This is a genomic window from Desulfotruncus alcoholivorax DSM 16058 (genome assembly GCF_000430885.1).
Lineage (GTDB): Bacteria > Bacillota > Desulfotomaculia > Desulfotomaculales > Desulfallaceae > Desulfotruncus > Desulfotruncus alcoholivorax.
Map to the genome: position 1 here is coordinate 124,790 of NZ_AUMW01000001.1, position 21,038 is coordinate 145,827.

22 protein-coding genes are annotated in these 21,038 nt (G+C 48.3%); 1 reads left to right on the forward strand and 21 read right to left on the reverse strand.

The genetic code is table 11. The features are described from left to right. Window positions 1-7: 7 nt before the first annotated feature. From H569_RS0100685 to spoIVA, 9 genes are all read right to left on the reverse strand, one after another. Window positions 8-346 (reverse strand): hypothetical protein, encoded by a 339-nt coding sequence (locus H569_RS0100685; protein ID WP_027363370.1) that lies wholly within the window; start codon window positions 344-346, stop codon window positions 8-10. A 43-nt stretch (window positions 347-389) separates the two neighbouring features. Further along, complete coding sequence (locus H569_RS0100690; RefSeq protein ID WP_238492435.1) at window positions 390-1,094, reverse strand: SdpI family protein; 705 nt, start codon at window positions 1,092-1,094, stop codon at window positions 390-392. After that, complete coding sequence (locus tag H569_RS0100695) at window positions 1,045-1,341, reverse strand: autorepressor SdpR family transcription factor (protein WP_027363372.1); 297 nt, start codon at window positions 1,339-1,341, stop codon at window positions 1,045-1,047. The genes H569_RS0100690 and H569_RS0100695 overlap by 50 nt, the downstream gene beginning before the upstream one ends. A 327-nt stretch (window positions 1,342-1,668) precedes the next feature. Continuing rightward, the gene (locus H569_RS0100700; RefSeq protein ID WP_027363373.1) at window positions 1,669-2,877 is read right to left on the reverse strand and encodes a cofactor-independent phosphoglycerate mutase; all 1,209 of its coding nucleotides are present in this window, start codon (window positions 2,875-2,877) and stop codon (window positions 1,669-1,671) included. A gap of 31 nt (window positions 2,878-2,908) precedes the next feature. Then, window positions 2,909-4,138 (reverse strand): aspartate kinase, encoded by a 1,230-nt coding sequence (locus H569_RS0100705; RefSeq protein WP_027363374.1) that lies wholly within the window; start codon window positions 4,136-4,138, stop codon window positions 2,909-2,911. A 12-nt stretch (window positions 4,139-4,150) separates the two neighbouring features. Continuing rightward, complete coding sequence (thrB, locus tag H569_RS0100710) at window positions 4,151-5,053, reverse strand: homoserine kinase (RefSeq protein WP_027363375.1); 903 nt, start codon at window positions 5,051-5,053, stop codon at window positions 4,151-4,153. Between the two features lie 4 nt (window positions 5,054-5,057). After that, complete coding sequence (locus H569_RS0100715) at window positions 5,058-6,350, reverse strand: homoserine dehydrogenase (RefSeq protein ID WP_027363376.1); 1,293 nt, start codon at window positions 6,348-6,350, stop codon at window positions 5,058-5,060. Window positions 6,351-6,573: 223 nt separating this feature from the next. Continuing rightward, complete coding sequence (locus H569_RS0100720) at window positions 6,574-7,017, reverse strand: ACT domain-containing protein (protein ID WP_027363377.1); 444 nt, start codon at window positions 7,015-7,017, stop codon at window positions 6,574-6,576. A 298-nt stretch (window positions 7,018-7,315) separates the two neighbouring features. Continuing rightward, entirely contained in the window at window positions 7,316-8,797 is a 1,482-nt protein-coding gene (spoIVA, locus tag H569_RS0100725) for a stage IV sporulation protein A (protein WP_027363378.1), read from the reverse strand. A gap of 313 nt (window positions 8,798-9,110) precedes the next feature. Between spoIVA and H569_RS18840 the strand changes: the two genes are divergently transcribed. Continuing rightward, complete coding sequence (locus tag H569_RS18840) at window positions 9,111-9,635, forward strand: C40 family peptidase (protein WP_051273090.1); 525 nt, start codon at window positions 9,111-9,113, stop codon at window positions 9,633-9,635. 26 nt (window positions 9,636-9,661) lie between these two features. Here the strand turns inward: H569_RS18840 and H569_RS0100735 are convergent, their stop codons facing one another. From H569_RS0100735 to H569_RS0100790, 12 genes are all read right to left on the reverse strand, one after another. Continuing rightward, complete coding sequence (locus tag H569_RS0100735; RefSeq protein WP_027363379.1) at window positions 9,662-10,732, reverse strand: NAD(P)H-dependent glycerol-3-phosphate dehydrogenase; 1,071 nt, start codon at window positions 10,730-10,732, stop codon at window positions 9,662-9,664. Further along, entirely contained in the window at window positions 10,732-11,334 is a 603-nt protein-coding gene (gene plsY, locus H569_RS0100740; RefSeq protein WP_027363380.1) for a glycerol-3-phosphate 1-O-acyltransferase PlsY, read from the reverse strand. Before plsY ends, H569_RS0100735 begins: the two co-directional genes overlap by 1 nt. Window positions 11,335-11,349: 15 nt before the next feature. Next, a complete protein-coding gene (gene der, locus H569_RS0100745; protein WP_027363381.1) occupies window positions 11,350-12,660 on the reverse strand; it encodes a ribosome biogenesis GTPase Der in 1,311 nt (436 codons plus the stop codon). Further along, window positions 12,653-13,984: a DUF512 domain-containing protein gene (locus tag H569_RS0100750; RefSeq protein ID WP_027363382.1), complete on the reverse strand. Its 1,332-nt coding sequence runs from the start codon at window positions 13,982-13,984 to the stop codon at window positions 12,653-12,655. Before H569_RS0100750 ends, der begins: the two co-directional genes overlap by 8 nt. A 79-nt stretch (window positions 13,985-14,063) precedes the next feature. Continuing rightward, window positions 14,064-14,486: a DUF3189 family protein gene (locus tag H569_RS0100755; RefSeq protein WP_027363383.1), complete on the reverse strand. Its 423-nt coding sequence runs from the start codon at window positions 14,484-14,486 to the stop codon at window positions 14,064-14,066. Continuing rightward, window positions 14,486-14,944, reverse strand: a complete 459-nt coding sequence (locus tag H569_RS0100760; RefSeq protein ID WP_027363384.1) for a DUF3189 family protein — start codon at window positions 14,942-14,944, stop codon at window positions 14,486-14,488. Before H569_RS0100760 ends, H569_RS0100755 begins: the two co-directional genes overlap by 1 nt. Before the next feature lie 11 nt (window positions 14,945-14,955). After that, window positions 14,956-15,150 (reverse strand): capping complex subunit for YIEGIA, encoded by a 195-nt coding sequence (locus tag H569_RS0100765; RefSeq protein ID WP_027363385.1) that lies wholly within the window; start codon window positions 15,148-15,150, stop codon window positions 14,956-14,958. A gap of 28 nt (window positions 15,151-15,178) precedes the next feature. Further along, window positions 15,179-16,069, reverse strand: coding sequence for a YIEGIA family protein (locus tag H569_RS0100770; protein ID WP_027363386.1), 891 nt, complete (start codon window positions 16,067-16,069; stop codon window positions 15,179-15,181). Window positions 16,070-16,173: 104 nt separating this feature from the next. Next, window positions 16,174-17,442, reverse strand: coding sequence for a stage II sporulation protein P (gene spoIIP, locus H569_RS0100775; RefSeq protein WP_027363387.1), 1,269 nt, complete (start codon window positions 17,440-17,442; stop codon window positions 16,174-16,176). Beyond that, window positions 17,439-18,194, reverse strand: a complete 756-nt coding sequence (locus tag H569_RS18845) for a DUF1614 domain-containing protein (protein ID WP_051273092.1) — start codon at window positions 18,192-18,194, stop codon at window positions 17,439-17,441. Before H569_RS18845 ends, spoIIP begins: the two co-directional genes overlap by 4 nt. Window positions 18,195-18,339: 145 nt before the next feature. Next, on the reverse strand, window positions 18,340-20,433 hold the full coding sequence (locus H569_RS0100785; RefSeq protein WP_027363388.1) for a bifunctional 4-hydroxy-3-methylbut-2-enyl diphosphate reductase/30S ribosomal protein S1: 2,094 nt from the start codon (window positions 20,431-20,433) through the stop codon (window positions 18,340-18,342). An 11-nt stretch (window positions 20,434-20,444) separates the two neighbouring features. Further along, complete coding sequence (locus H569_RS0100790) at window positions 20,445-21,035, reverse strand: lysophospholipid acyltransferase family protein (protein ID WP_027363389.1); 591 nt, start codon at window positions 21,033-21,035, stop codon at window positions 20,445-20,447. Window positions 21,036-21,038: the final 3 nt, after the last annotated feature.

Genomic DNA, 21,038 nt, shown 5'->3' on the forward strand with positions numbered 1-21,038 from the left:
CAAAAAATCAATGCTTTGGATTTTCCCTCTGTTTGTATGCTTTTTCATTAATATGTTCAACCAGGAACATGGTTGAAAAAACATGGAAAATCTGGATTATTACGCTTTCCAAAGAACTATCCAGCTGGCTTAGCTTGGTTTTAAAAACTGGTTGGAACCCAAAACGGGATTCCAACATTTCCAGAAATGTGTCTATAATATTCTCCCTTAGCTTTTCACTGCCCACATCATGCCAATTCATAAATGGATTATCAATTTTGGTCTGTGCCTGCCTTTCAACTTCCTCAATAAACCATACCCGAAAAGTTTCGAAACTCGGGCGTTTTCGGCTAAAGCTTTCTTCCACGTTGCTCCTCCTCCTTGCGAAGCCAGTTGGTAAACTTTTATTATTACAGTTGTTTATAGATAAGAAACGAATATACTACCGGAATCACTGTTGCCGATAGTAACGGCACGAATAAAAACCACATTGCCGCAGTTCCACCGATCATAGCCCCAACTATCCCCAAAAGTCCCGCGATAACCCAAAGCGGACCGGCAAGGCGGTGGGTTTTCCGCCATACCTCTTCACTGGCCAGGGTCCAGGGGACCTTAATACCCACAAAATAGTTGTGTTGAATTCGCCCCATGTAATTACCTATGAAAACGAATAGCAATGATATACCAAGGGGCACCAACCGGTCAACGGAAATGGGGTAACCCATTGCCGCCAGGATTATTATTACATAAAGGCCGGTGAAAAAACATACAAACACAACCCTCAGGAGACGGTATGTTCCAGCAAATTTAACGTAATTGTCCCGGCGAGGATCAATTAAAGGCAAAAACAACATCATTAAGTATATCCCGGCGTTCATCAACGGTATGCCGAACGCTCCCCAGATGCGGGAAGAGTAACCATCCACTTGGCCCCGTACGTTCCAGTGGGACGGCACCCGCTCCGGCAGTTGCGGGTAGAAATAAACCGCAGCTGCAAATGTGGCGATAATTAAGATTATAACATACCAGTCAGATTTCAGCTGTTCCAACGGTGAAAAGTTATTGTTATCTGTTTGGGACATGCCCGTCACCCTTTCTCCTGTCCACAAATTCACTGAACCAAGTTAAGACCTCCTGAAAGACTGTGGTGTTAAGTGTGTAAAAGATAAACTGCCCTTTTCTCTCATCAATAACCAGTCCCGCCTGCTTCAAAACATTAAGGTGGTGGGATACACTGGGTTTGGATATACTGAACCGGTCGGCAATGTCCCCGGCGGTCATATCACCCTTATGCAACATCCTGAGTATTTTTCGCCTGGTTGGGTCGGATAATGCCTTAAACATGGCATCAAACAAGGTCATCACCTCGTGTTCAATTTAGATATTTAGAAAAATATCTAAATACAAATTAATTATAACCTACCCTGGTAATATTTCAATACTGTTTTAGAAAATGTCTAAGGAATATAATGGGAAAAAGCACGGCAGAGTAGCAAAACATACTTGCTTTGGAAGATTTGTGAAGATAGGTAATCCGTAAGGGCGGACGACCCTGTCCGCCCGTTTTGCCTAAATAACGAACGTCAGTTGAAACCGCCGCATTTTCGCACCAGGCATTCTAAATCCTCCACTTTCATTTGCCAATAATTTTTCCGATTTAATTGGGTGCATTTGGGACGGGCTGAATAGTTACGTAATATCAATAAACATTTTCATCAACGCGGGTCCGTTTGCGACCATAATTCCGGACGCAGCCGCCGACTGCTCGTCATATTTCTTACCTGAATCTCCTTTAGCCCTGCTGTCCATTAAGGCAAAGGGAACCGGCTCTGCAGTGTGAGTTTTAATACTGAGCGGCGTCGGGTGGTCGGGAAGCAGCATAATTTTGAAATCTGCAAATTCGGGCAGGTTTTTCAGCAGCGTGGCCAGCACCAAACGGTCAATTTCTTCAATGGCTTTGACCTTGGTTTCAGTTTCACCCTGGTGCCCGGCCTCGTCAGGTGCCTCAACATGCAGGTAGATAAAATCAGCTCCATCCCGAAGGGCGGTTAATGCTGCTTTGGCTTTTCCCAGGAAATTAGTATGTATGTTCCCTGTAGCACCGGGCACTTTAATTACTTCAAGGCCCGCACAAATACCCAACCCCATGATCAAGTCCACAGCGGAAATAACTGCCCCTTGCAGACCGTATAACTCCTTAAACAAGGGCAGCACAGGCTTTTTACCCTGCCCCCAGAGCCAAACCGAATTGGCCGGGCGCAGGCCCCTTTGCACCCGGGATCGGTTTACCGGGTGGTCCTTCAATAACCAGTGGCTGGTCCGCATAATCTCCAATAATGTATCCTGTCCCTCGCCCTTTGGTAAATATTCGCTCACGGTGCGGCCCGAAATATCATGTGGAGGGGTTAGCTTAATTTCTAGCGGTCCTCCCCGCCAGACCATCAGGTGGCGATAGCTGATACCAGAATAGAATTTTCTTTCACCGCCCCCCAATTCATGATTAACCACAGCGATCAGTTCGGCGGCCTCTTCACTGGTAATCTCGCCGGCGCTGTAATCCACCATTGCTTTCTGCTCATAACCGGCATCGTCCGAAAGAGTAACCAGATTGCAGCGGAAGGCCACATCCTGCTCCGCCAGTTTCACTCCCATGCTGACCGCCTCCAGGGGGGAACGGCCGGTGTAGTATTTTTCAGGCGCGTAGCCCATTACGGAAAGGTTGGCCACATCGCTGCCAGGCGGAAAACCGTCAGGTACGGTTTTAACCATGCCTGTTTTCCCCTGCGCCGCCAGCAGGTCCATATTGGGCGTTACAGCATACTGCAGGGGTGTTTTGTTATCCAGTTCAGGACGGGGATAATCAGCCATCCCGTCTCCGACCACAACTATGTATTTCATTTTTTCCTCCAAGAGCTTAATATTGCTTTTATTAGTTTTTATTGCATCCGGCTTCTTCCAGGTTAAATTTTTTATGCAACACTTTTACTGCGGTTTCGGCTTTGCTGTTGTTTACAATGCAGGAAATTTTAATATCCGAAGTGGCAATCATGTCGATGTTGATATCTTCATCGGCCAGCGCGCCGAACATCATGGCGGCAACGCCGGGGTTGCTGGTCATGCCTGCCCCTACTAAGGAAACCATGGCAACGTGCGGGTCGTGGGTGTAACCCTTGGCGCCAACCACTTTAATAATCTCCTCAATGGTTTCCAGGGCTTTGCGCAGGTCATCCTGGGCCACGGTGAATGAAATGTCATTGATTCCTTCACGCATGGAACTTTGTACAATCATATCCACATTAATATTTTTATCACCCAGCATTTTAAATATCAGATAGGCAATGCCGGGCTGGTCGGGCACTCCGAAAATACCAAGCTTGGCCACGTTTTTGTTGTAGGTCACTCCGGTTACAAACATGCTTTTTTCCATGTCACTTTCCTCCTTCACTATTGTGCCGGGGTTATTATTAAAACTACTTCTAACGTGCAACGTTATACCATAAAGCTTAGCGCACTCAACAGCCCTGGGATGCAGCACAGCAGCCCCCAGGTGCGCCAGTTCAAGCATTTCATCATAGGTGATGGAATCAAGTTTGCCGGCTTCTGGGACCAGCCTCGGGTCCGTGGTATAGACCCCGTCAACGTCGGTGAAAATTTCACAGAGGTCCGCCTTTAAAGCTGCCGCCAGTACAACCGCGGTAGTGTCGGAGCCGCCACGCCCCAGGGTGGTAATATCATTGAACTCATTGAGTCCTTGAAATCCCGCAACGATAACTATTTTTCCGGCGTCAAGCTCGTTTAACATGCGGGAATTGTTAACATCGATTATGCGTGCTTTAGAGTATACGGGGTCAGTTTTTATGCCTGCCTGGGGTCCGGTAAGCGAAATCACGTCCACACCCAGGTTTTTAATGGCCATGGCCAGAAGCGCAATGGATACCTGTTCCCCCGTGGAAAGCAGCATATCCATCTCCCTTGGTGAAGGGTTGCTTGTAATTTGACGCGAAAGTTCAATTAAATCATCAGTGGAGTCCCCCATTGCTGAGACAACCACCACCATCCGGTTCCCTTCTTTTTGTTTATTGACTACCCGCCTGGCCACATTTTTGATTCTGTCGGCATTTCCCACCGATGTACCGCCATACTTTTGAACAATTAACATAAATTTCACTCCTTATATTACTTCCAGTGCTCTTGCCCCTACCGGGCTGGGGTCCAGGATGATCGTTCTGGCGCTGACGCCGCTTTCACGGAAAGTTTCTTTCATTACTTCCGCTATTAATTTGTAGTTGCCGTCCGCCATCGCAATTATGGTAGGCCCGGCACCGCTGATGGCTACGCCCCGGGCTCCTGCCAGTCTGGCCGCGGAAACAACTTTTTTATACCCGGGGATCAGCCCCGAACGATATGACTGGTGGATCCTATCGTCCATGGCTGTACCCAGCAGGTTAAAGTCGCCTTTTTGCAATGCCGCCACCAAAAGTGCGGCCCTGCCGATGTTAAAAACTGCATCGCGCAGTGTGACCATATGCGGCAGGTTCTCCCTGGCTTCCCTGGTATTAACCGGAAAATCGGGGACAGCTGCCACAACTTTTAGACCGGCAGGCAAGTCTATTTTCAGCCAGCTGATTTCGCCGTCAACAGAGGTGTATATAATCAGCCCGCCCAGTACCGCCGGGGCAACATTATCCGGGTGCCCTTCCATCGAGCAGGCCAGTCCCAAAATTTCTCGCTGGCTTAAAGACGCTCCGGACATCATACCTGCGGCTATAATACCTCCCACAACCGCGGAAGCGCTACTGCCGAGCCCTCTGCCGAGGGGTATATTATTGGAGAGCCTGATCCTCAGCCCGCCGGGATTGTAACCTGTCTTTTCAAATACCCGCCTGGCGGCACGGTAGACTAAATTATTTTGATCCCTGGGTAGTTCTCCGGAACCTTCACCTTCAATTTCTATAACTAAGCCATGGTTAAGCTTGCTGAATTCCACTACGTTATACAGTTCAAGAGCCATGCCCAGGCAATCAAACCCCGGTCCCAGGTTGGCAGTAGTAGCCGGAACCTGAACTCTTATCACGGAATTAATCACCCTCCACACGAATCACGTTGGATATATCCTTGACGGAAGATAAATGTTTAATAATCTCCAAAGCCTCCCGCATGTTTTTCTCTCTGACTTTATGCGTCACCAACACAATTTCTGCCGTTACAGAATCTGTTTGTTTTTGGAGCACCGTTGCCAGGCTTACTTCTTTATCGCTAAAGGCGTAGGCAATGGAAGCAAGTACCCCGGGCCTGTCGGAAACCTGTATGCGGATGTAGTACCTGCATTCAACCAGCCCCATGTCTTTAACCGGCTTTTCATCATAACAGGTACAGGAGATAATCCCGGGCACATTGCGCAGCAGATCCCGGGCCGCATCCATCACATCTCCGACAACAGCGCTGGCAGTAGGCATTTCACCCGCGCCACGGCCGTAAAACATGGTATCGCCAACCGCATCACCGGACACAAAGATAGCATTAAAGACGTCATTTACTGCTGCCAGCGGGTGATCAACAGGTATTAGTGTGGGATGGACCCTTACCTCCACACCCTCTTCAGTTTCTTTGGCAATACCTAAAAGTTTAACTGTGTAATTCAATTCACCGGCGTAAGAGATATCGGTAGCGGTAATCTTGGTAATTCCTTCTACATAGACATCATCCAGTACCACTCTGGAGTTAAAGGCAATAGAAGCAAGTATGGCGAGCTTGCGGGCGGCATCATAGCCCTCAATATCGGAAGCAGGGTTCGCCTCAGCGTACCCCATTTCCTGTGCTTCCTTGAGCACTTCCTCAAAATCTGACCCTTCTTTGGTCATTTTGGTCAGCATATAATTGGTGGTGCCATTGATAATTCCAATCACCTGATTTATGCGATTAGCGGCCAGGCATTGCTTGAGCGGCCTGATAATGGGAATACCGCCGGCCACGCTGGCCTCAAACAGAAGGTCGGCCTGGTTATCTTCAGCCAGCTCGAAAAGCTGCTTGCCGTAAACAGCAATCATATCTTTATTGGCAGTTACCACGCTTTTTCCTTTTTGTAAAGCCAGTTTTACAAAATCAAGGGCAGGCCCAATGCCCCCCATTACCTCAATTACTATTTTTATCTCCTGGTCTTCAATAATATCATTAATATCGCTGGTTAATAACCGGGGATCCACTTCCACTCCCCTGTCTTTGCTTAAATCACGTACCAGTATTTTTTTAATTTCCAGGCCGGCGCCAATTTTTCGTTTTATGTTTTCACCGTTGCCGGTAATTATCCGGTATACTCCCCGGCCCACCGTACCCAGGCCAAGCATACCGATCTTTATATTATCAGCGGACATAATTCGTCTCCTTTCACATAATCAGGTCCATGTCAAGTACCCTCTAACCAGAAAAAACTTTCACAGAATAACCCGGGTGACTAATATCTGAAACAGGGGCGTGCGGACAGAGTCGTCCGACGGCAACCCCTTTTTCATCCTGCTGATGGTGCCTCGCCAGCGCAGCCAAGCAATCTCAGCTGGGATTGCTTCGTCGATTCACTCCTCGCAATGACAGGCTCCTTTAGGAACCTAATAACCTGGCATTTTTTACGCCAGGGGTGCTGCGAAGCAGGGTCAGCATTTGTTCTACGTCGCATTCCAGGTTATTGGTCTCTATGGTTATTGTAGCGCTGGCAACCCCTTGCTGCGGCAAATTCTGGTTAATGGTTACAACATTGCCGCCTACCGCGGCTATGTTACTGAGCAATGCCGATAATACCCCCGAACGATGCTCCAGGATTAACCCCAAGGTTACTGTTTGATCCTGCTGCCAGCGGTGAAAAGGGTAAACTTTGTCCCTGTACTTATAGAAGGCGCTGCGGCTCAGGGAGACCTTTTCCACCGCCTCGGCCACGTTGGCCGCGTCACCGCGCATTAGAAGTTCTTTGGCCTGAACCGTCTTAAAAATTGCTTCGGGGAGTACATCCTCCCGAACCAAAAAGAAACGCGGTTCCCTACCAGCCACCCTTTTGCACCTCACTTTTCAGTCCACTTAACATGGATAAAATTCCATGCATGGTAGACATTATATCACCCTTCATTATGAACTGACAATACTTCATTACATTTTAGTAGTCAAAATTCAGCAGTCAGAATTCAGAATGACCCAAGAATATGGTTCTTGTAATTTACTAACCTCTTACAATCACCGGTTCTCTTGTTCTGGCTCCTGTATTCTGACTACTGACCTGAATAGTTCGTTTAGCTTTTATAAACAAAAAACCGGCTACTACCAGCCGGCGTTATATATTTCGAGGCTTTTATTATATAATAATGCAGATCAGACCGCCACTACCATCATTAACGATTCGCTGAACAGTTTCCTGTAGTTTAACCTGGGCGTTATCTGGCATTCTTTGCAGTTTATTTTGGATTCCTTCACGCACAAGGTCGCTGACTGATTTGCCGAATATTTCGGATTCCCAAATCTTCCGCGGGTTTTCTTCAAATTCGTTGAGCATATAACGAACGAGTTCTTCACATTGCTTTTCCGTGCCGATGATGGGGGTAATTTCAGTATGAATATTGGCCTTAATCATGTGCACTGTTGGAGCGCTGGCTTTAAGCTTAACACCGAAACGGCTACCCTGCCGGATCAACTCGGGCTCTTCCAACTGCATATCTTCAATGGAAGGATTAACAACCCCATAGCCGCTTTCATGCAGTTCCATAATTGCCGGGGCAAATTTATCATATTCACGCTTGGCCACGGCAAATTCCTTAAATAACCGGAACAAGTGGTGATCCCCTTCCAACTCGATCCCGGCTTCCTCTGACAAGACCTTGTAAAAAAGCTCCGGGTTCGAATTGATTTCAATGGCGGCGGTACCAGTGCCCAGATCCATGCTGCGTAAATCTACCTTCCGCACCATATCATACTGGCTTAATTTTTCCACTGCGCCGTCAATATCCCGCAGCCGTCTTACCTGCTGCACAGTCTCTTGAACAGCGGAGTCGAATTTTTCTCTCAGCCAGTGTTTTTGATCTAATTCTTCCACCCAAAGCGGCAAGGTAATTGATACTTCATTAACCGGAAACTCAAAGAGCGCTTTCTCCATAATTTGCAGTATATCCAGCTGGCTCAATTCGGCACAGTTAACCGGGATTACTGGAACATCGTATTTTTCCGACAGCTCGTCAGCCAGTTGAATTGTTTCCTCAGCTTCCGGCGTGGTGCTGTTCAATATGACCAAGAACGGTCTGTTTATCTCTTTTAGCTCTTGTACAACCCTTTCTTCGGCAGCAATGAAATTCTCCCTGGGAATATCGGAAATGGAGCCATCGGTAGTCACCACAATACCAATTGTGGAATGTTCGCTGATAACCTTTCTGGTGCCAACTTCAGCTGCCTCCTCAAAGGGAATCGGGTCATCGAACCAGGGTGTGGATACCATGCGCGGGTTTCCTTCTTCATCCTCGTAACCCAACGCCCCCTCCACCCTGTACCCGACGCAATCCACCAGGCGAACCTTAACCGTTAGGTTCGGGCTGATTTCCACTTCCACCGCCTCATTGGGTACAAATTTGGGCTCAGTGGTCATGATGGTTTTACCGTTTCCGCTCTGGGGGAGCTCATCCTTGGCCCTTTCCCGCTCGTGCACATTTTCTATATTGGGTAGAACCATTAGCTCCATAAACCGTTTAATAAATGTGGACTTACCGGTCCGGACGCCGCCGCTTACACCAAGGTAGATATCCCCTTCGGTGCGTTCCGCGATATCACGGAAAATATCAAACTTTTCCATGAACGCACTCCCTCCTTTAAAAAAATTTAAAAAGTTTTATATAAAAGTTAGCGCATTCTTTAGCATCCCCCCCACCGGCAGGAAAGGCGTTTAAACCTTCAACTCGTTGAGCCCGGCCCACGAGAATTTTTTTCCAATTGCATACAATAACAATATATATATATGAAATTAGAACTTGTTTATTACAACTAAAAGGTTAAATTTTTTATTTGTTACCATTAGGAGGGAAAAAAAATTAAGTGTCGAATACTTGGTTGAGTAGTTGTTTAACTGGTGAAGAGTTAGAAAATTGTGAAAATGGAAGGAGCAACGCATGCGTAGATTGCTTACATCTGTTTTGGTCTCTGTATCACTGGTTGTCATTTTTACCAGCCCTCCGGGAAAAAACGCACTGGCTACACCGGCTCCCAAGCCCGCCCCGGCAGCTGCCAAAGCCGCAAATCCCGTATCCCGCTCTGAAAATAGCGATGCCCGCCTGGTTGTTAATACTGCATATGACCTGCTGGGCAGCAATTATGTTTATGGCTCCGCCGGCCCAAGTAATTTCGACTGTTCAGGCTTCACCAGGTATGTCTATAAAAAAATTGGTTATGATTTGCCTCACCTGGCCTCCGGCCAGTATGACCACGGTGTTAAAGTGAGCCGCAACCAGCTTGCCCCCGGTGATTTACTTTTCTTTAGTTATTACGGCCGGCCGGGCATAGACCATGTGGGTATCTATGTTGGTAACGGCACGTTCATACATGCATCTTCTTCAAAAAAGAAAGTTGTTGCGACTTCGATGAACGATTCCTATTACGTTGAAAACTATAAAGGCGCCACAAGGTTAATCAGGTAACGGCAACCTTAATAAAGCCCTGCCATTTAAACAGGGTTTTTGTCGTCCTTTTCTATCCACCATTTAATCTTGGCCAGGGCCACTTCCTCAACTTCATGCGTTTTATCCCTGTTCATCAGGCTTACAACCGCCGCCCCCGGGCTCTTACCCTCGAATAATACCTGGTACATTTGCTCGGTAATGGGCATCTCCACACCCCAGGTCCTAGCCAGCCCGCGGGTCGCGCGGGTAGTCCGCACCCCTTCCACCACCATGTTCACACCCGCTAAAGCTTGCTCCAGAGATTTGCCCTTACCTATTTCAATACCGGCCCGGCGGTTACGGCTGTGTTTGCTGGTGCAGGTTACAATTAAATCCCCCAATCCTGCCAGCCCGGCAAAGGTCAAAGGATTGGCATGCATGGCCATACCCAGCCTTGTAATCTCAGCCAACCCCCTGGTCATTAAGGCAGCTTTGGTATTATCACTGCCGATGAGACCGTCAACAATACCGGTACCCAGTGCGATGATATTTTTAAGGGCACCCCCGAGCTCAACCCCGATAATGTCCGGATTAGTGTAAACTCGAAAGGTATCAGTCATAAACAAATCCTGCACCCGGGCCGCCGATTCGTTTGAAACCGCTGCAATTACCACAGCGGTAGGCATTTTAAGGGCTACTTCTTCAGCATGGCTGGGCCCGGATAAAACCGTATAGTTTTTAGCCCTGACAGTACCGGCTACTTCAATAAATACCTCCGACATCCTCTGCAGGCTGTTTTCTTCAATGCCTTTGGCAGTATTGATCACCAGGGCGTTTTCAGCAATATACGGCAAGGCGTCAGCCAGGACTTGCCTGAAACTATGGGAAGGAACACTAAATACAACGTATTCAACTGCTGACAGAATACGTTCGAGATTGCTGGTAACTAGAATATTTTCCGCCAGCCTGACACCGGGCAGGTACCTGCTGTTTTCCCTGCTGGCGTTCAGCTGTTCCACCTGATCGGGCCTTCTGGACCACAATCCGATCTGATACCCTTTTCCGGCAAGGTGCGCCGCCAGGGCTGTCCCCCAGCTTCCCGCCCCTAACACGGCAACTTTACCATTTCCAGCCATTAAAATTTCCGCCCGCCCTTCCCAACTTTAAATTCCGTTCCCGCAAGTATCCTTTTGATATTGGGTATGTGCTTATACACCGCAAATGTTGCCACCACTACGCCAAACAATATATATAAAATATTCATCCTCAATATAATCATTGTCACCGGCACTGATATTGCCGCCATTATTGATCCCAGGGAAACATACCTGCTGATTCCCACAGTTGTAAGCCAAATTACCAGCGCCACCAGGGTTGTCAGTGGAGAAATCGCCAGTATAACTCCGGCACCGGTAGCAATAATTTTGCCACCCTTAAACATTAAAAAGATGGGCCAGCTGTGACCGCAAAGGGCAAAAAACGACGCTATCAATTCAGTGCCCGCACCACCCAAATGCCGGCCGATTAAAACCGATACCACGCCTTTGCTCATATCCAGCAGCATCACTAAAATGCCGGGCACCGGCCCCAAAGTGCGCCATACGTTTGTTGCCCCGATATTACCGCTGCCAAACTGCCTGATATCGATTCCTTTGGTATACCTGGCCAGAATAAAACCAAAGGGTATTGAACCAATCAGGTAGCTAGCCACCGCAGCGTAAACAACATAAGTAATCATAACATATCCCTCCGGCTATCTCTTGCGCAGGTAAATCTTAATCGGGGTGCCTTCAAATCCGTAAGCCGACCGCAATTGATTTTCCAGGTAGCGCAGGTAAGAAAAATGCATCAGCTCCGGCTCATTTACAAATAAAAGAAATGTGGGTGGTTTAACACCGGCTTGCGTGCCATAGAATATTTTAAGTTTTCTGCCCTTATCCTGTGGTGTTGGGCTGTGCATGGTTGCTTCCTTAATTAAATCATTAAGGTTGCCTGTGGAAATGCGCATGTTTTGCTGTTCGGCGACATAATCAACAACTTCCAATACCCGGTGTACCCGCTGTCCGGTCAACGCGCTGATAAACATAACCGGAGCATACTGCATGAAAGCAAGTCCCGAGCGCAGCTCTTCAATGTATTGATTGGAGGTGCGGTCATCTTTTTGCACCAGGTCCCATTTATTGACAACTATTATTGATGCCCTGCCTTTTTCATGGGCGTATCCGGCAATTTTTTTATCCTGTTCGGTTAATCTTTCAACCGCGTCGATCAGCATCAATACCACGTCACTGCGGTCAATGGCACGCAGTGAGCGAATGACACTGTATTTTTCGGTGGCAATGCCGATTTTGCTCCGCCTTCTGATTCCTGCAGTGTCAATGATCAGGTATTGCCTGTCATTTCTTTCAATAAATGTATCTATGGCATCTCTGGTTGTGCCAGGGATGTCACTGACGATAACACGTTCTTCACCCAGCAAAGAGTTTACCAGCGATGATTTGCCCACATTGGGACGGCCAATAACGGCTATTTTGGTGATTTCCTGCTCTTCTTCATCATCCTCTGCCGGTGGAAGTTTACGGGCGATATCATCAAGCAATTCTCCGGTATTCATCCCCTGGGCGGCAGAAACCGGCAGCGGGTCTCCCAGGCCCAATTTATAAAATTCATAAAGCTCGTTGGGCTTATGAAATTCTTCCACTTTATTTGCGACCAGAATCACCGGCTTGTCGGTGCGGCGCAGTATTGCCGCCACATCATCATCTGTGCCGGTAGGACCTTCCCGGGCGTCCACCAAAAAAAGCACCACATCCGCCTCGGATATGGCAAGTTCGGCCTGTTTTCTGACGTTGCTGATGATTTGCCCGTCTTCCCGGTAATCCAACCCGCCTGTATCCACCAGGGTAAACTTTCTCCCGTTCCAGTCGGCGTCTTGATACAGCCTGTCCCTGGTCACGCCGGGGACCCCCTCAACGATAGCAACCCTGTCGCCGACAATCCGGTTGAATAAAGTAGATTTACCTACATTAGGTCTTCCAACAATGGCCACTATGGGTCTAGCCATTTTTCCACCATCTCTCCACTGTTTTAATGTATTGGACCAAATCTGCCGGACCTGTTACCGCAACCACAGCCACTCCCAGGCCGGCTGCCAAATCTGCAACCGTCATATCGTCAAGAAAAACATCGTCATCCCGGCGCAGCATCACTTTTGGCACAAACAGCACCTCGCCGAGATCCCTGCCGGATAAGCTGCTTTGTAAATCCCGGCCGGTTAACAAACCAGCCACATTAACAGTTTTACCGAAAAATTGGTTTTCCAGAATATAAAGTTTCAGTTGCACGCCTTTGACCCCGTTTATTGCTTCTATAACCGGCTGCAATACCGGACCGGCAAGTGTTCCGGTTGCCACCGAACCACGCAGCGGCATTTTTACCTGAACGGGCAGGTTTCGGGCCGCCGCTTCCCATTCATCCATAAACAGGCGTACCAGGCCCACCCCGTTTTCCGTCTGGGGAAAGCCCCCGTACTGGCCGGCATCCGGTATTAACCGGCCGGAAATTAAGTAAAATTCATCTGAGGCAAAAACAAAAGGGTACTCAATTTGGCTGTTAAAAGCTTCCTGCCAGCCTCGAACCTGATCTATTACTGTTCTGGCTTCGTCCCGGCTGTACGGGCGAAGTTCGTACAGCCCCTCCCTCCAGGCTGTAAGGCCAACCGGAACAACCGCCAGTGACCGCACCGCCGGCCACAGCCCACCCAAATCCTTGATGGTCCGGTCCAGCTGCTCGCCGTCATTGATTCCAGGGCATAAAACCGCCTGGGTATGCATCTTGATACCCTTATCCGCTAAATATGTAAGCTGGCTCATAATTTCACCGGCCCGGGGGTGCATCATCATTTCCCTGCGCAGTTCGGGGTTGGTGGTATGTACCGAAATATACAGGGGACTCAACCTTAACCGCGCTATTCTTTCCAGCTCCTGCGGGCCGGTATTGGTCAGGGTAATGAAATTACCCTGGGCAAAGGACAGGCGATAGTCATCATCTTTGACATACAGGCTGGGGCGCATTTGGCTTGGCATTTGATCTACAAAGCAAAAAATACAATTGTTGCCGCAACTTCTGGTCTTCCCCCAACCGCCTTCGACAAAGGTGATCCCCAGCGGCTCGTCCAAATCTTTTTCAATATCCAGCAGCCATTGCTCGCCGTTTTCTTTCTGCAATAATACTTCCAGGTTCTCTTCAGCCGTTAAATAGCGGTAATCCAGTATATCTAAAACTGCCTTGCCGTTAACCTGCAATAAACTGTCACCGGGCTCCACTCCCAGTTCACCGGCAATGCTGTCCGGCTCCACATCTTGTACTACCAGCCCGTGGTCCCGCATCGGGAGCAACACCTCCAATACTCTCGTTACATTATCCGTCAGCTGGCAGATTTAGTCAAGGCGCAACTGCCTGAGCCCTTTAAATACTCTTCTCAGAAGCCGTTTCCAGCAGCTTGCGGTAAACTGAATTAACGGCCCGGTGTATCAATTGATGGCCCAACACCCTTAGCCCTGGAAACTTGCTCAGTAGAACACCGGCACCCAATAAAAAGGTCTTTCTGTATTCCAACTTGACCAGGCGGTAATCATTGATTCGGAACAGGCCCAGAAAACTCTTTACTATTTTGCCGGTCATATCACCGTCACCCCGTGACCACATTGCCAGGCAGTTACCCAGGTTAAATACGGTTGCGTCTCCTTTACCTATACCACAACGTTTCAAAACACCCAGCAGCTCATGTTTCTCCGGCAGGCGGTCCTTTGGCAGCAACCCGCTCCTGATGGCGGCAGCAATTACGGAATACGGGAAACCGGTATCGTTATAGAAGATAATTTTGGACATTACCGAAGCTCCCTTGCTTTAACGAAATTAACCAGTTTTAAAATCTGACCATATGCTTTGGCAGTACCCCAGGCAACTAACGGCCTGCCGGAATTGATCCATCTAAACCGCCTTGAGAAGGTTCCTCCCACTTTCATGCTTAAATTAACCTTGTACATAACATTTACCAGTTTGAATTGGTCCCCTGGTATTGCAAAATGTTCGGCCAGGCTGTTAACTATGTTCTCTAATAAGTGAGGTTTGCCACGCTGGCCGACAAAACATATTTCATTACCATATTGGTCAATACCCATGATGGTAATATCCCCGTGGTCGTTTTTTTCTTTTGTATCAAAAAAGGGCACCGCCAATAATTCCTCTGTTTGGGGAGGACGGTCGTCCGGTAATAGCCCCAGGTGAGCTGCTGCCGCTGTTACTGACGAATGGGTCCCGCCATAACAATGGTAAATGATTTTCAAAAGTATCCCCCTTATTGACTTACAATAAAATAACAACCATTTTCCAGGTCATGAACCATAGCGTCCAGACACCTGGCCAGGAACCTGGCGGTTTTCTCTTTCTCCGCCTCGTCGGCTGCAATAAATATCGGCACTGCTCCCGTTACCTTGTCTTTATCTGTTGTTATAACAGCAAGAATTGTTTTTTTATCTGCATCCTTTCCCACCCCGGCCCCTCCTTCTTTATACCAAGTTTCAGTCGGAAGCAATTCGCCCTGCCTGAGTTCTCAGCGGCTTAATACGCGCGCTTTCGAGCACCGGTGTGCGCTTTACCGCCAGCAGCAGAGACTCCATGTCTTTTTCCATGGGAACAATATATAGCGCAGCGGCCCCGGTTTCCGGATTTTTTCGCACCAGCGGAGTATATTCGGGAATATCAACATCTTTTCTGCTCCCCAGAACCACAGCTGCGGTATGTGCTATAGCCATGCGCTGGCCTAAATCGTGAAGTGTCGCCCTGGCATTGTCGTCCTTGGGTTTAATCATTACCGCCAGGGCATAGGTTTTTATTTTTTCGCGCATCACGGGCAAACCGACGGACATAATATCTATTCCTTCAATTTCGACCAGTGAGCCCTTAAAGGTAATTTCCGCCGGCACAACCTCACAAATATCTCCAATGGTCTTACCTGTCATTAAAGTCACGCTTAGAAAAATGAGGATGGCAGCAATTATGGCGGCGGCCGGAATGCCGCCCAGTACAGCAGCTATACTGGTGGTAAAAGCAGTGGCCATCGCCAAATAGTTGCGAGCCTCAAAGGTTCTGGCGATTCCTTCAATATAGTCCTGTCCTCTTTTTTCCAATCTGGTTCTCTCGAGGTTTTCCAGGGTTTCACGTTCAATATTCCTGATGTCTCTGAACTGCTGAGCTGCCAGGGCTAAAAAAGTAAATGCCGTAAAATCCTTTTCCATTAACGCAGGTACTGCCACTGCGCCCAAACCTGAAGCAATTGCTCCCAGCGAGAGATGGGAGATATAACCATGCGGGTATCCCGGATACTGGCGGTAATCTATCCTGATTAACAAGACCCGGGCCAGTATCCCGGCTATACTTCCGGCCAGTATGATATCCAAATAATCCTTCAACCAAACCACACCCCACGGTTTAGCATAAATTAGGCGTATCACTCTTTTAAAGGAAATTGATACGCCCTTTGGTTCTTCTTATAAATTAGCTGTTACAGCAAAAACTAATCGTTTTTAACTTTTTCCCTATTCTCCCGGGCGGCGTTGTTTGCTTCTTCACTATAGTCTGTTTCAACATCTCCCTTGGAAGTAGGGATTTTTTTCTTTAACGGGCCCATAAAACCCGCGAATTCCTTACCCCAGTATCCGCCTAAACGTTTTTTGACATTTTTCCAACTTCCGGAATTTACCAGCAAAAAAGCAGCGCCACCAATTGCAGTTATACCGATAATCCAGGTCAGGGTCTTCCACCCGGCCGGTGATTTCGCAGCAGGCCCGTAGTTGCCCGTTGTGGAAGGGGGCCTTCCAACGGTTCCCCCGATACCTAGAAGACCAGGCAATGCATCGGCAAATAAAGCCGCACCCTTTTGAGCCGCAATACGGGAGTTGGTATGCGTGCCAACCTCTATCAGCGTTGCTGAAGACATCAGATCCTGATTGTAATTACCATGTGCGATAAATATTTCTTTTACTATCCCCGGGTGGACTTTATTGGCGTAAGCCATCATCTTTTTTGCAAATTCCATGTTTGACTGCATTTTAGGGTTTTGCCGGCCAACTACCAAACGTATTTGTGTAACACCTTCGCCTGCTATCTTTTTTTTGTAATAATCCGGGTCCGGAATTCCGTCCCGGTGGACATCGATAATAGCAACCGGGTTATTTTTCATCAGCTCTGAAGCGGTGCGCCTGGAACGGTAATAAGCATTTTTATCGCGTGGTTCATGGGGCGTCTTGCTATGGATTACCTTAGCCCCCCGCTTTTGCAATTCAGCGGTTAAAGCGTCTCCCACTTCAAAAATGCCGCCATGGTAAGGCTTGCTCTCTGTTCCATCCGTAGGGACATATGATTCAGCGCTATGAGTGTGGTAAATAGCAATAGGCTTGTTTTTCCAATCAGCCTGCCCTGCAACAGGCACGGCCATATGCTCAAATTGGTCTTGATAAGCAAGCAGTTCCCGGTCCAAGCCGGTAAATTCAGCCCTGGCATGATAATCTTGCACCTCTTTAATTTTATAACGCCTGCCGCTGCTGGCAATCAATTCATCACCTGCAACCACTTGACGGGACATCATGCTTAAAAGTTGGTTATCCCGGTCCATTATTTTATAAACTTTTCCGTCTTCATGCTCGGATTCCATTACACTGTTCCAAAGCCCGCTCGGCGACCAGGCCGGGTGTATGGAGCGCGTCAGGGTATAATAAGCCAGCAGAGAAATCCCCACCGCCAGTAATCCTGCCCCCAACGCAATTCTAATGCGATTTTTATTCACTGCCGGTCCTCCTCCCCAATTTCATTATTTTCATGTGCGCCGGCACCGGCACCGGAATCAGCCGGCACGGGTTTGCGCAAACCTTCCATCAATTCCTTGGGGCGTCCTTTTGAAGCCGGTCCCCCTTGCATCCTTTCGCGGGTTTCACCAATAATTTCCGCCAGTAAAACGGCAAATATTCCTGCTATTACTATACCGTCGAAAGCGCCCGCACCGCCGATTGCCACGGTACCGGCCGGAGCCCCTGTTGCAACATACCAGATCAGGTAAGCAATATCCACCAGCACCAGCCCCAACGTTGCAGCAATAAAAGCTGACCGTCGGGACCTCCCGGTAATATAAGCAATCAGGCCGCCAATAATGGGATATACCCAAAGGGAATCAAGGTAACCGAAAAATCTTCCGCCCGGCTCCACGTCACCGCGCCCCAGGTAGCCGGCCCCAAAGATAACCGCGCCGGTTATTACAGCTGAGATTAGCGCTCTGGCCCACTCCTTGGTGGTTCCAGCCTTTGTCAACAGGTAAACTGCAACTCCTATGGGCACAATGCCGCCGCCTACATTAATCGAAACGTCATAACGCCCGGTTGACAGTGGGATATTGATAAAACTCCCTACGATTAAAAGCACTATAATTGCGAGGGCAGATTTATCCGACAAGCGCATCCGGTCGAGAACACGCTGCGCCAAGCCCAAAAAGATTAAAACGGATACCACGATTAGAATAATGATGCCAATGGGTAAGCCCGTCATACTGTGTCCTCCTTATAAGAATAATTATGAATATGCTTCCCCATAGCGGTTTAAATATGTAATAAAAAAGAGGCTTTATCAGCCTCTTTGTTTTCTTTTAATTTAAACAGTGCGGGCGGACATGGTCGTCCGCCCCTACATTTATTTACTTATTTTCATCGAAGATGTCGCCAACCATTTCGCCAATGGTTACCGTTCCACCGTCACTAACAACCGGCGCCGGGCTCTCTTGCTGTTTCTTGGGAGCCTGTTCCCTGGGTTTGCTCTTATGCTTTTCCCGGTCAACTTCCCTGATGGATAACCGGATTCTTTTCTCATCCTTATCCACACTAAGTACTTTGACCTTTATTTCTTCGCCTTCCTTAACGACTTCATCAGGAGTTTCCACGTGACGGTCAGCTAAATGGGAAATATGGACAAGTCCTTCCACACCTGGCTCAAGCTGCACAAACGCGCCAAACGGAGCCAGGCGAACAACCTTGGCGTCTACAATGGCGCCTTCGGGATATTTCTGCTCAACATTATCCCAGGGGTTGGGCAGCACTTGTTTTAGACCCAGCGAAATCTTTTCGTTTTCGCGGTCTACCCTGAGTACCTTTACTTCCAGCTCGTCACCAACCTGAACTACTTCAGAGGGATGATTAATACGATACCAGGCCATCTCCGAAATATGCAGCAAGCCGTCAACCCCACCGATATCAACAAAAGCGCCAAAGTTGGTGAGCCTTCTTACCACACCGTTAACCACCCGGCCTTCAGCAAGATTTTCAAGCAGCTCTTCACGCTTGCGTGCATACTCCTCTTCCAATACCGCCTTGCGGGACAAAATAACTTTTCTCCGGGGGCGATTTAGTTCAATAATCCGGGCTTCAATTTCATTATTGAGATATTTGCTGAGGTCCTCAACGTAGCCCAATTCCACCAGTGAGGCCGGCAAGAAAGCCCTTACGCCAAGGTCGACCAACAGTCCGCCCTTGACTACCTCGCGCACAACGCCCTTAACCAGGTCTCCTTGCTCCATCTTATCTTCAAGACTGGACCATGCCTTTTCTGCATCGGCTTTTTCCTTTGAAAGTACCACTTTACCTTCGCTGTCTTCTGATTTTAAAACATAAACATCTATTTCATCGCCCACATTGACCACCTCAGTGGGGGATTGCACATTATAACAGGAAAGTTCTCTAATGGGAATAACACCTTCGGATTTAGCCCCAACGTCAACTAAAACCTCATCCTGGTTAACCTGAACCACGACGCCTTTTACAATTTCGCCGTGCCTGAGGTTTTTTACATCCATGGCGTCTTCCATATTCTGCTGCTCTTCCTTTTGCTGTTCGGTTGCAGTGGAGTTTGCCTCTTCGACCTGCTCCTCAGCTGCTGTTCCTTCATTAGTGTTCTTTTCTTCAAAATCCATCATTCGACAACAAACCTCCTCTATAATCCAGCCGGGTGTTGATGCGCCCGCCGTAATCCCTATCTTTTGTAAACCTTTCAGCCAGTCAAATTTTATTTCACCGGCTGATTCAACTTGATATACCGGAACTTTGGCGGAATTGCAAATTTGGGTCAGCTTGGCCGTATTAGCGCTGTTCCTTCCTCCAATAACCAGCATTACGTCAACGCTTTTTGACAACTCCAAAGCTTCTTTTTGCCTTTCCGATGTGGCCAGGCAAATTGTGTTAAACACCTGCACCCTGCATCCGGTATCCTCCAAGGCTTTGACCACCTCCTCCAGGTTGTCCTGGCGCTGGGTGGTCTGGGCCACTACGCCCACCTCTTCATATTTATCCAGCTTTGCTGCCTGGCCGGCATCCCTGACAACAATCCCCCGGTTTCCGGTCCATCCGACGATACCCTTTACTTCCGGATGTTCCGGGTCACCGACGATAATCACGGGTATGTTCTTACCAGCCAGTTCCCAGGCAGTTTGTTGCACTTTTCGCACAAAAGGGCAGGTTGCATCTACAACCGCCAGTCCCTTTCGCTCCGCTTCGGTTATTATTTCCGGAGCCACTCCATGCGACCTGATGATTACTGTTCCAGGCTCGTTTATTTCACTAAGCTCATTGACGGTGGTGATACCTTCCCTGGCCAGCTCACGCGTAACTCTATCATTGTGGATCAGCGGGCCCAGTGTGTAGACCGGTCCATCCCTGTTATGGCGTGTTTTCCTGGCTATCTCCACTGCCCTTTTGACTCCAAAGCAGAAACCTGCCGAGGATGCAACTTTTAATTCCATTACTTTCACCGCTACTTTTCGATAACAGCCAGTAGACGTTTAATTTCCACCATTACATCCTGGCTTAAATCAACTAATTCTGTTCTTGAAACCTTACGACGGTTAGATGCGGAAGTGTTTATTGGTTGTCCGATATTGACCCGGACCTTTCCCCAAAAACCCCTGGTGCCGCTGACCGCCACCGGCAATAATGGCACCCCCCCCTTTATGGCTAACATGGCAGCGCCCATGTGGGGGTTTAATAATTCACCGGTTTTACTTCGGGTGCCTTCCGGGAAAATCCCTACTACTTTACCGGCATCCAACAATTCCAACGCCCGCCTGATTGATGAACGGTCGGCACCGTCTCTTTGCACTGGAAAGGCGCCAAGTTTGGCAATTAGAGTACCGAGCACGGGAATATCGAATAATTCTGCCTTAGCCATAAAGTATATTCTTCTATTAAGAGCACAGCCCACAACAATAGGATCCCAGTAACTGACATGATTTGCAACAACGATCATGCCCTGACCGGGGGGCAGTTGCCCGTTTCCGAAAACTTTCCACCTGCGGAGCAGCAGCAGTGCTGCCCTGCAGACAAATTTTGCAAACCTGTAAAACACTAA

Coding starts and splice junctions, on each gene's coding strand:
- H569_RS0100695 (WP_027363372.1), bottom strand. CDS start 1,341: ATGACCTTGTTTGATGCCATGTTTAAGGCATTATCCGACCCAACCAGG.
- H569_RS0100700 (WP_027363373.1), bottom strand. CDS start 2,877: ATGAAATACATAGTTGTGGTCGGAGACGGGATGGCTGATTATCCCCGT.
- H569_RS0100705 (WP_027363374.1), bottom strand. CDS start 4,138: ATGTTAATTGTTCAAAAGTATGGCGGTACATCGGTGGGAAATGCCGAC.
- H569_RS0100715 (WP_027363376.1), bottom strand. CDS start 6,350: ATGTCCGCTGATAATATAAAGATCGGTATGCTTGGCCTGGGTACGGTG.
- spoIVA (WP_027363378.1), bottom strand. CDS start 8,797: ATGGAAAAGTTTGATATTTTCCGTGATATCGCGGAACGCACCGAAGGG.
- H569_RS18840 (WP_051273090.1), top strand. CDS start 9,111: ATGCGTAGATTGCTTACATCTGTTTTGGTCTCTGTATCACTGGTTGTC.
- H569_RS0100735 (WP_027363379.1), bottom strand. CDS start 10,732: ATGGCTGGAAATGGTAAAGTTGCCGTGTTAGGGGCGGGAAGCTGGGGG.
- plsY (WP_027363380.1), bottom strand. CDS start 11,334: ATGATTACTTATGTTGTTTACGCTGCGGTGGCTAGCTACCTGATTGGT.
- der (WP_027363381.1), bottom strand. CDS start 12,660: ATGGCTAGACCCATAGTGGCCATTGTTGGAAGACCTAATGTAGGTAAA.
- H569_RS0100750 (WP_027363382.1), bottom strand. CDS start 13,984: ATGCGGGACCACGGGCTGGTAGTACAAGATGTGGAGCCGGACAGCATT.
- H569_RS0100755 (WP_027363383.1), bottom strand. CDS start 14,486: ATGTCCAAAATTATCTTCTATAACGATACCGGTTTCCCGTATTCCGTA.
- H569_RS18845 (WP_051273092.1), bottom strand. CDS start 18,194: ATGACGGGCTTACCCATTGGCATCATTATTCTAATCGTGGTATCCGTT.
- H569_RS0100785 (WP_027363388.1), bottom strand. CDS start 20,433: ATGGAATTAAAAGTTGCATCCTCGGCAGGTTTCTGCTTTGGAGTCAAA.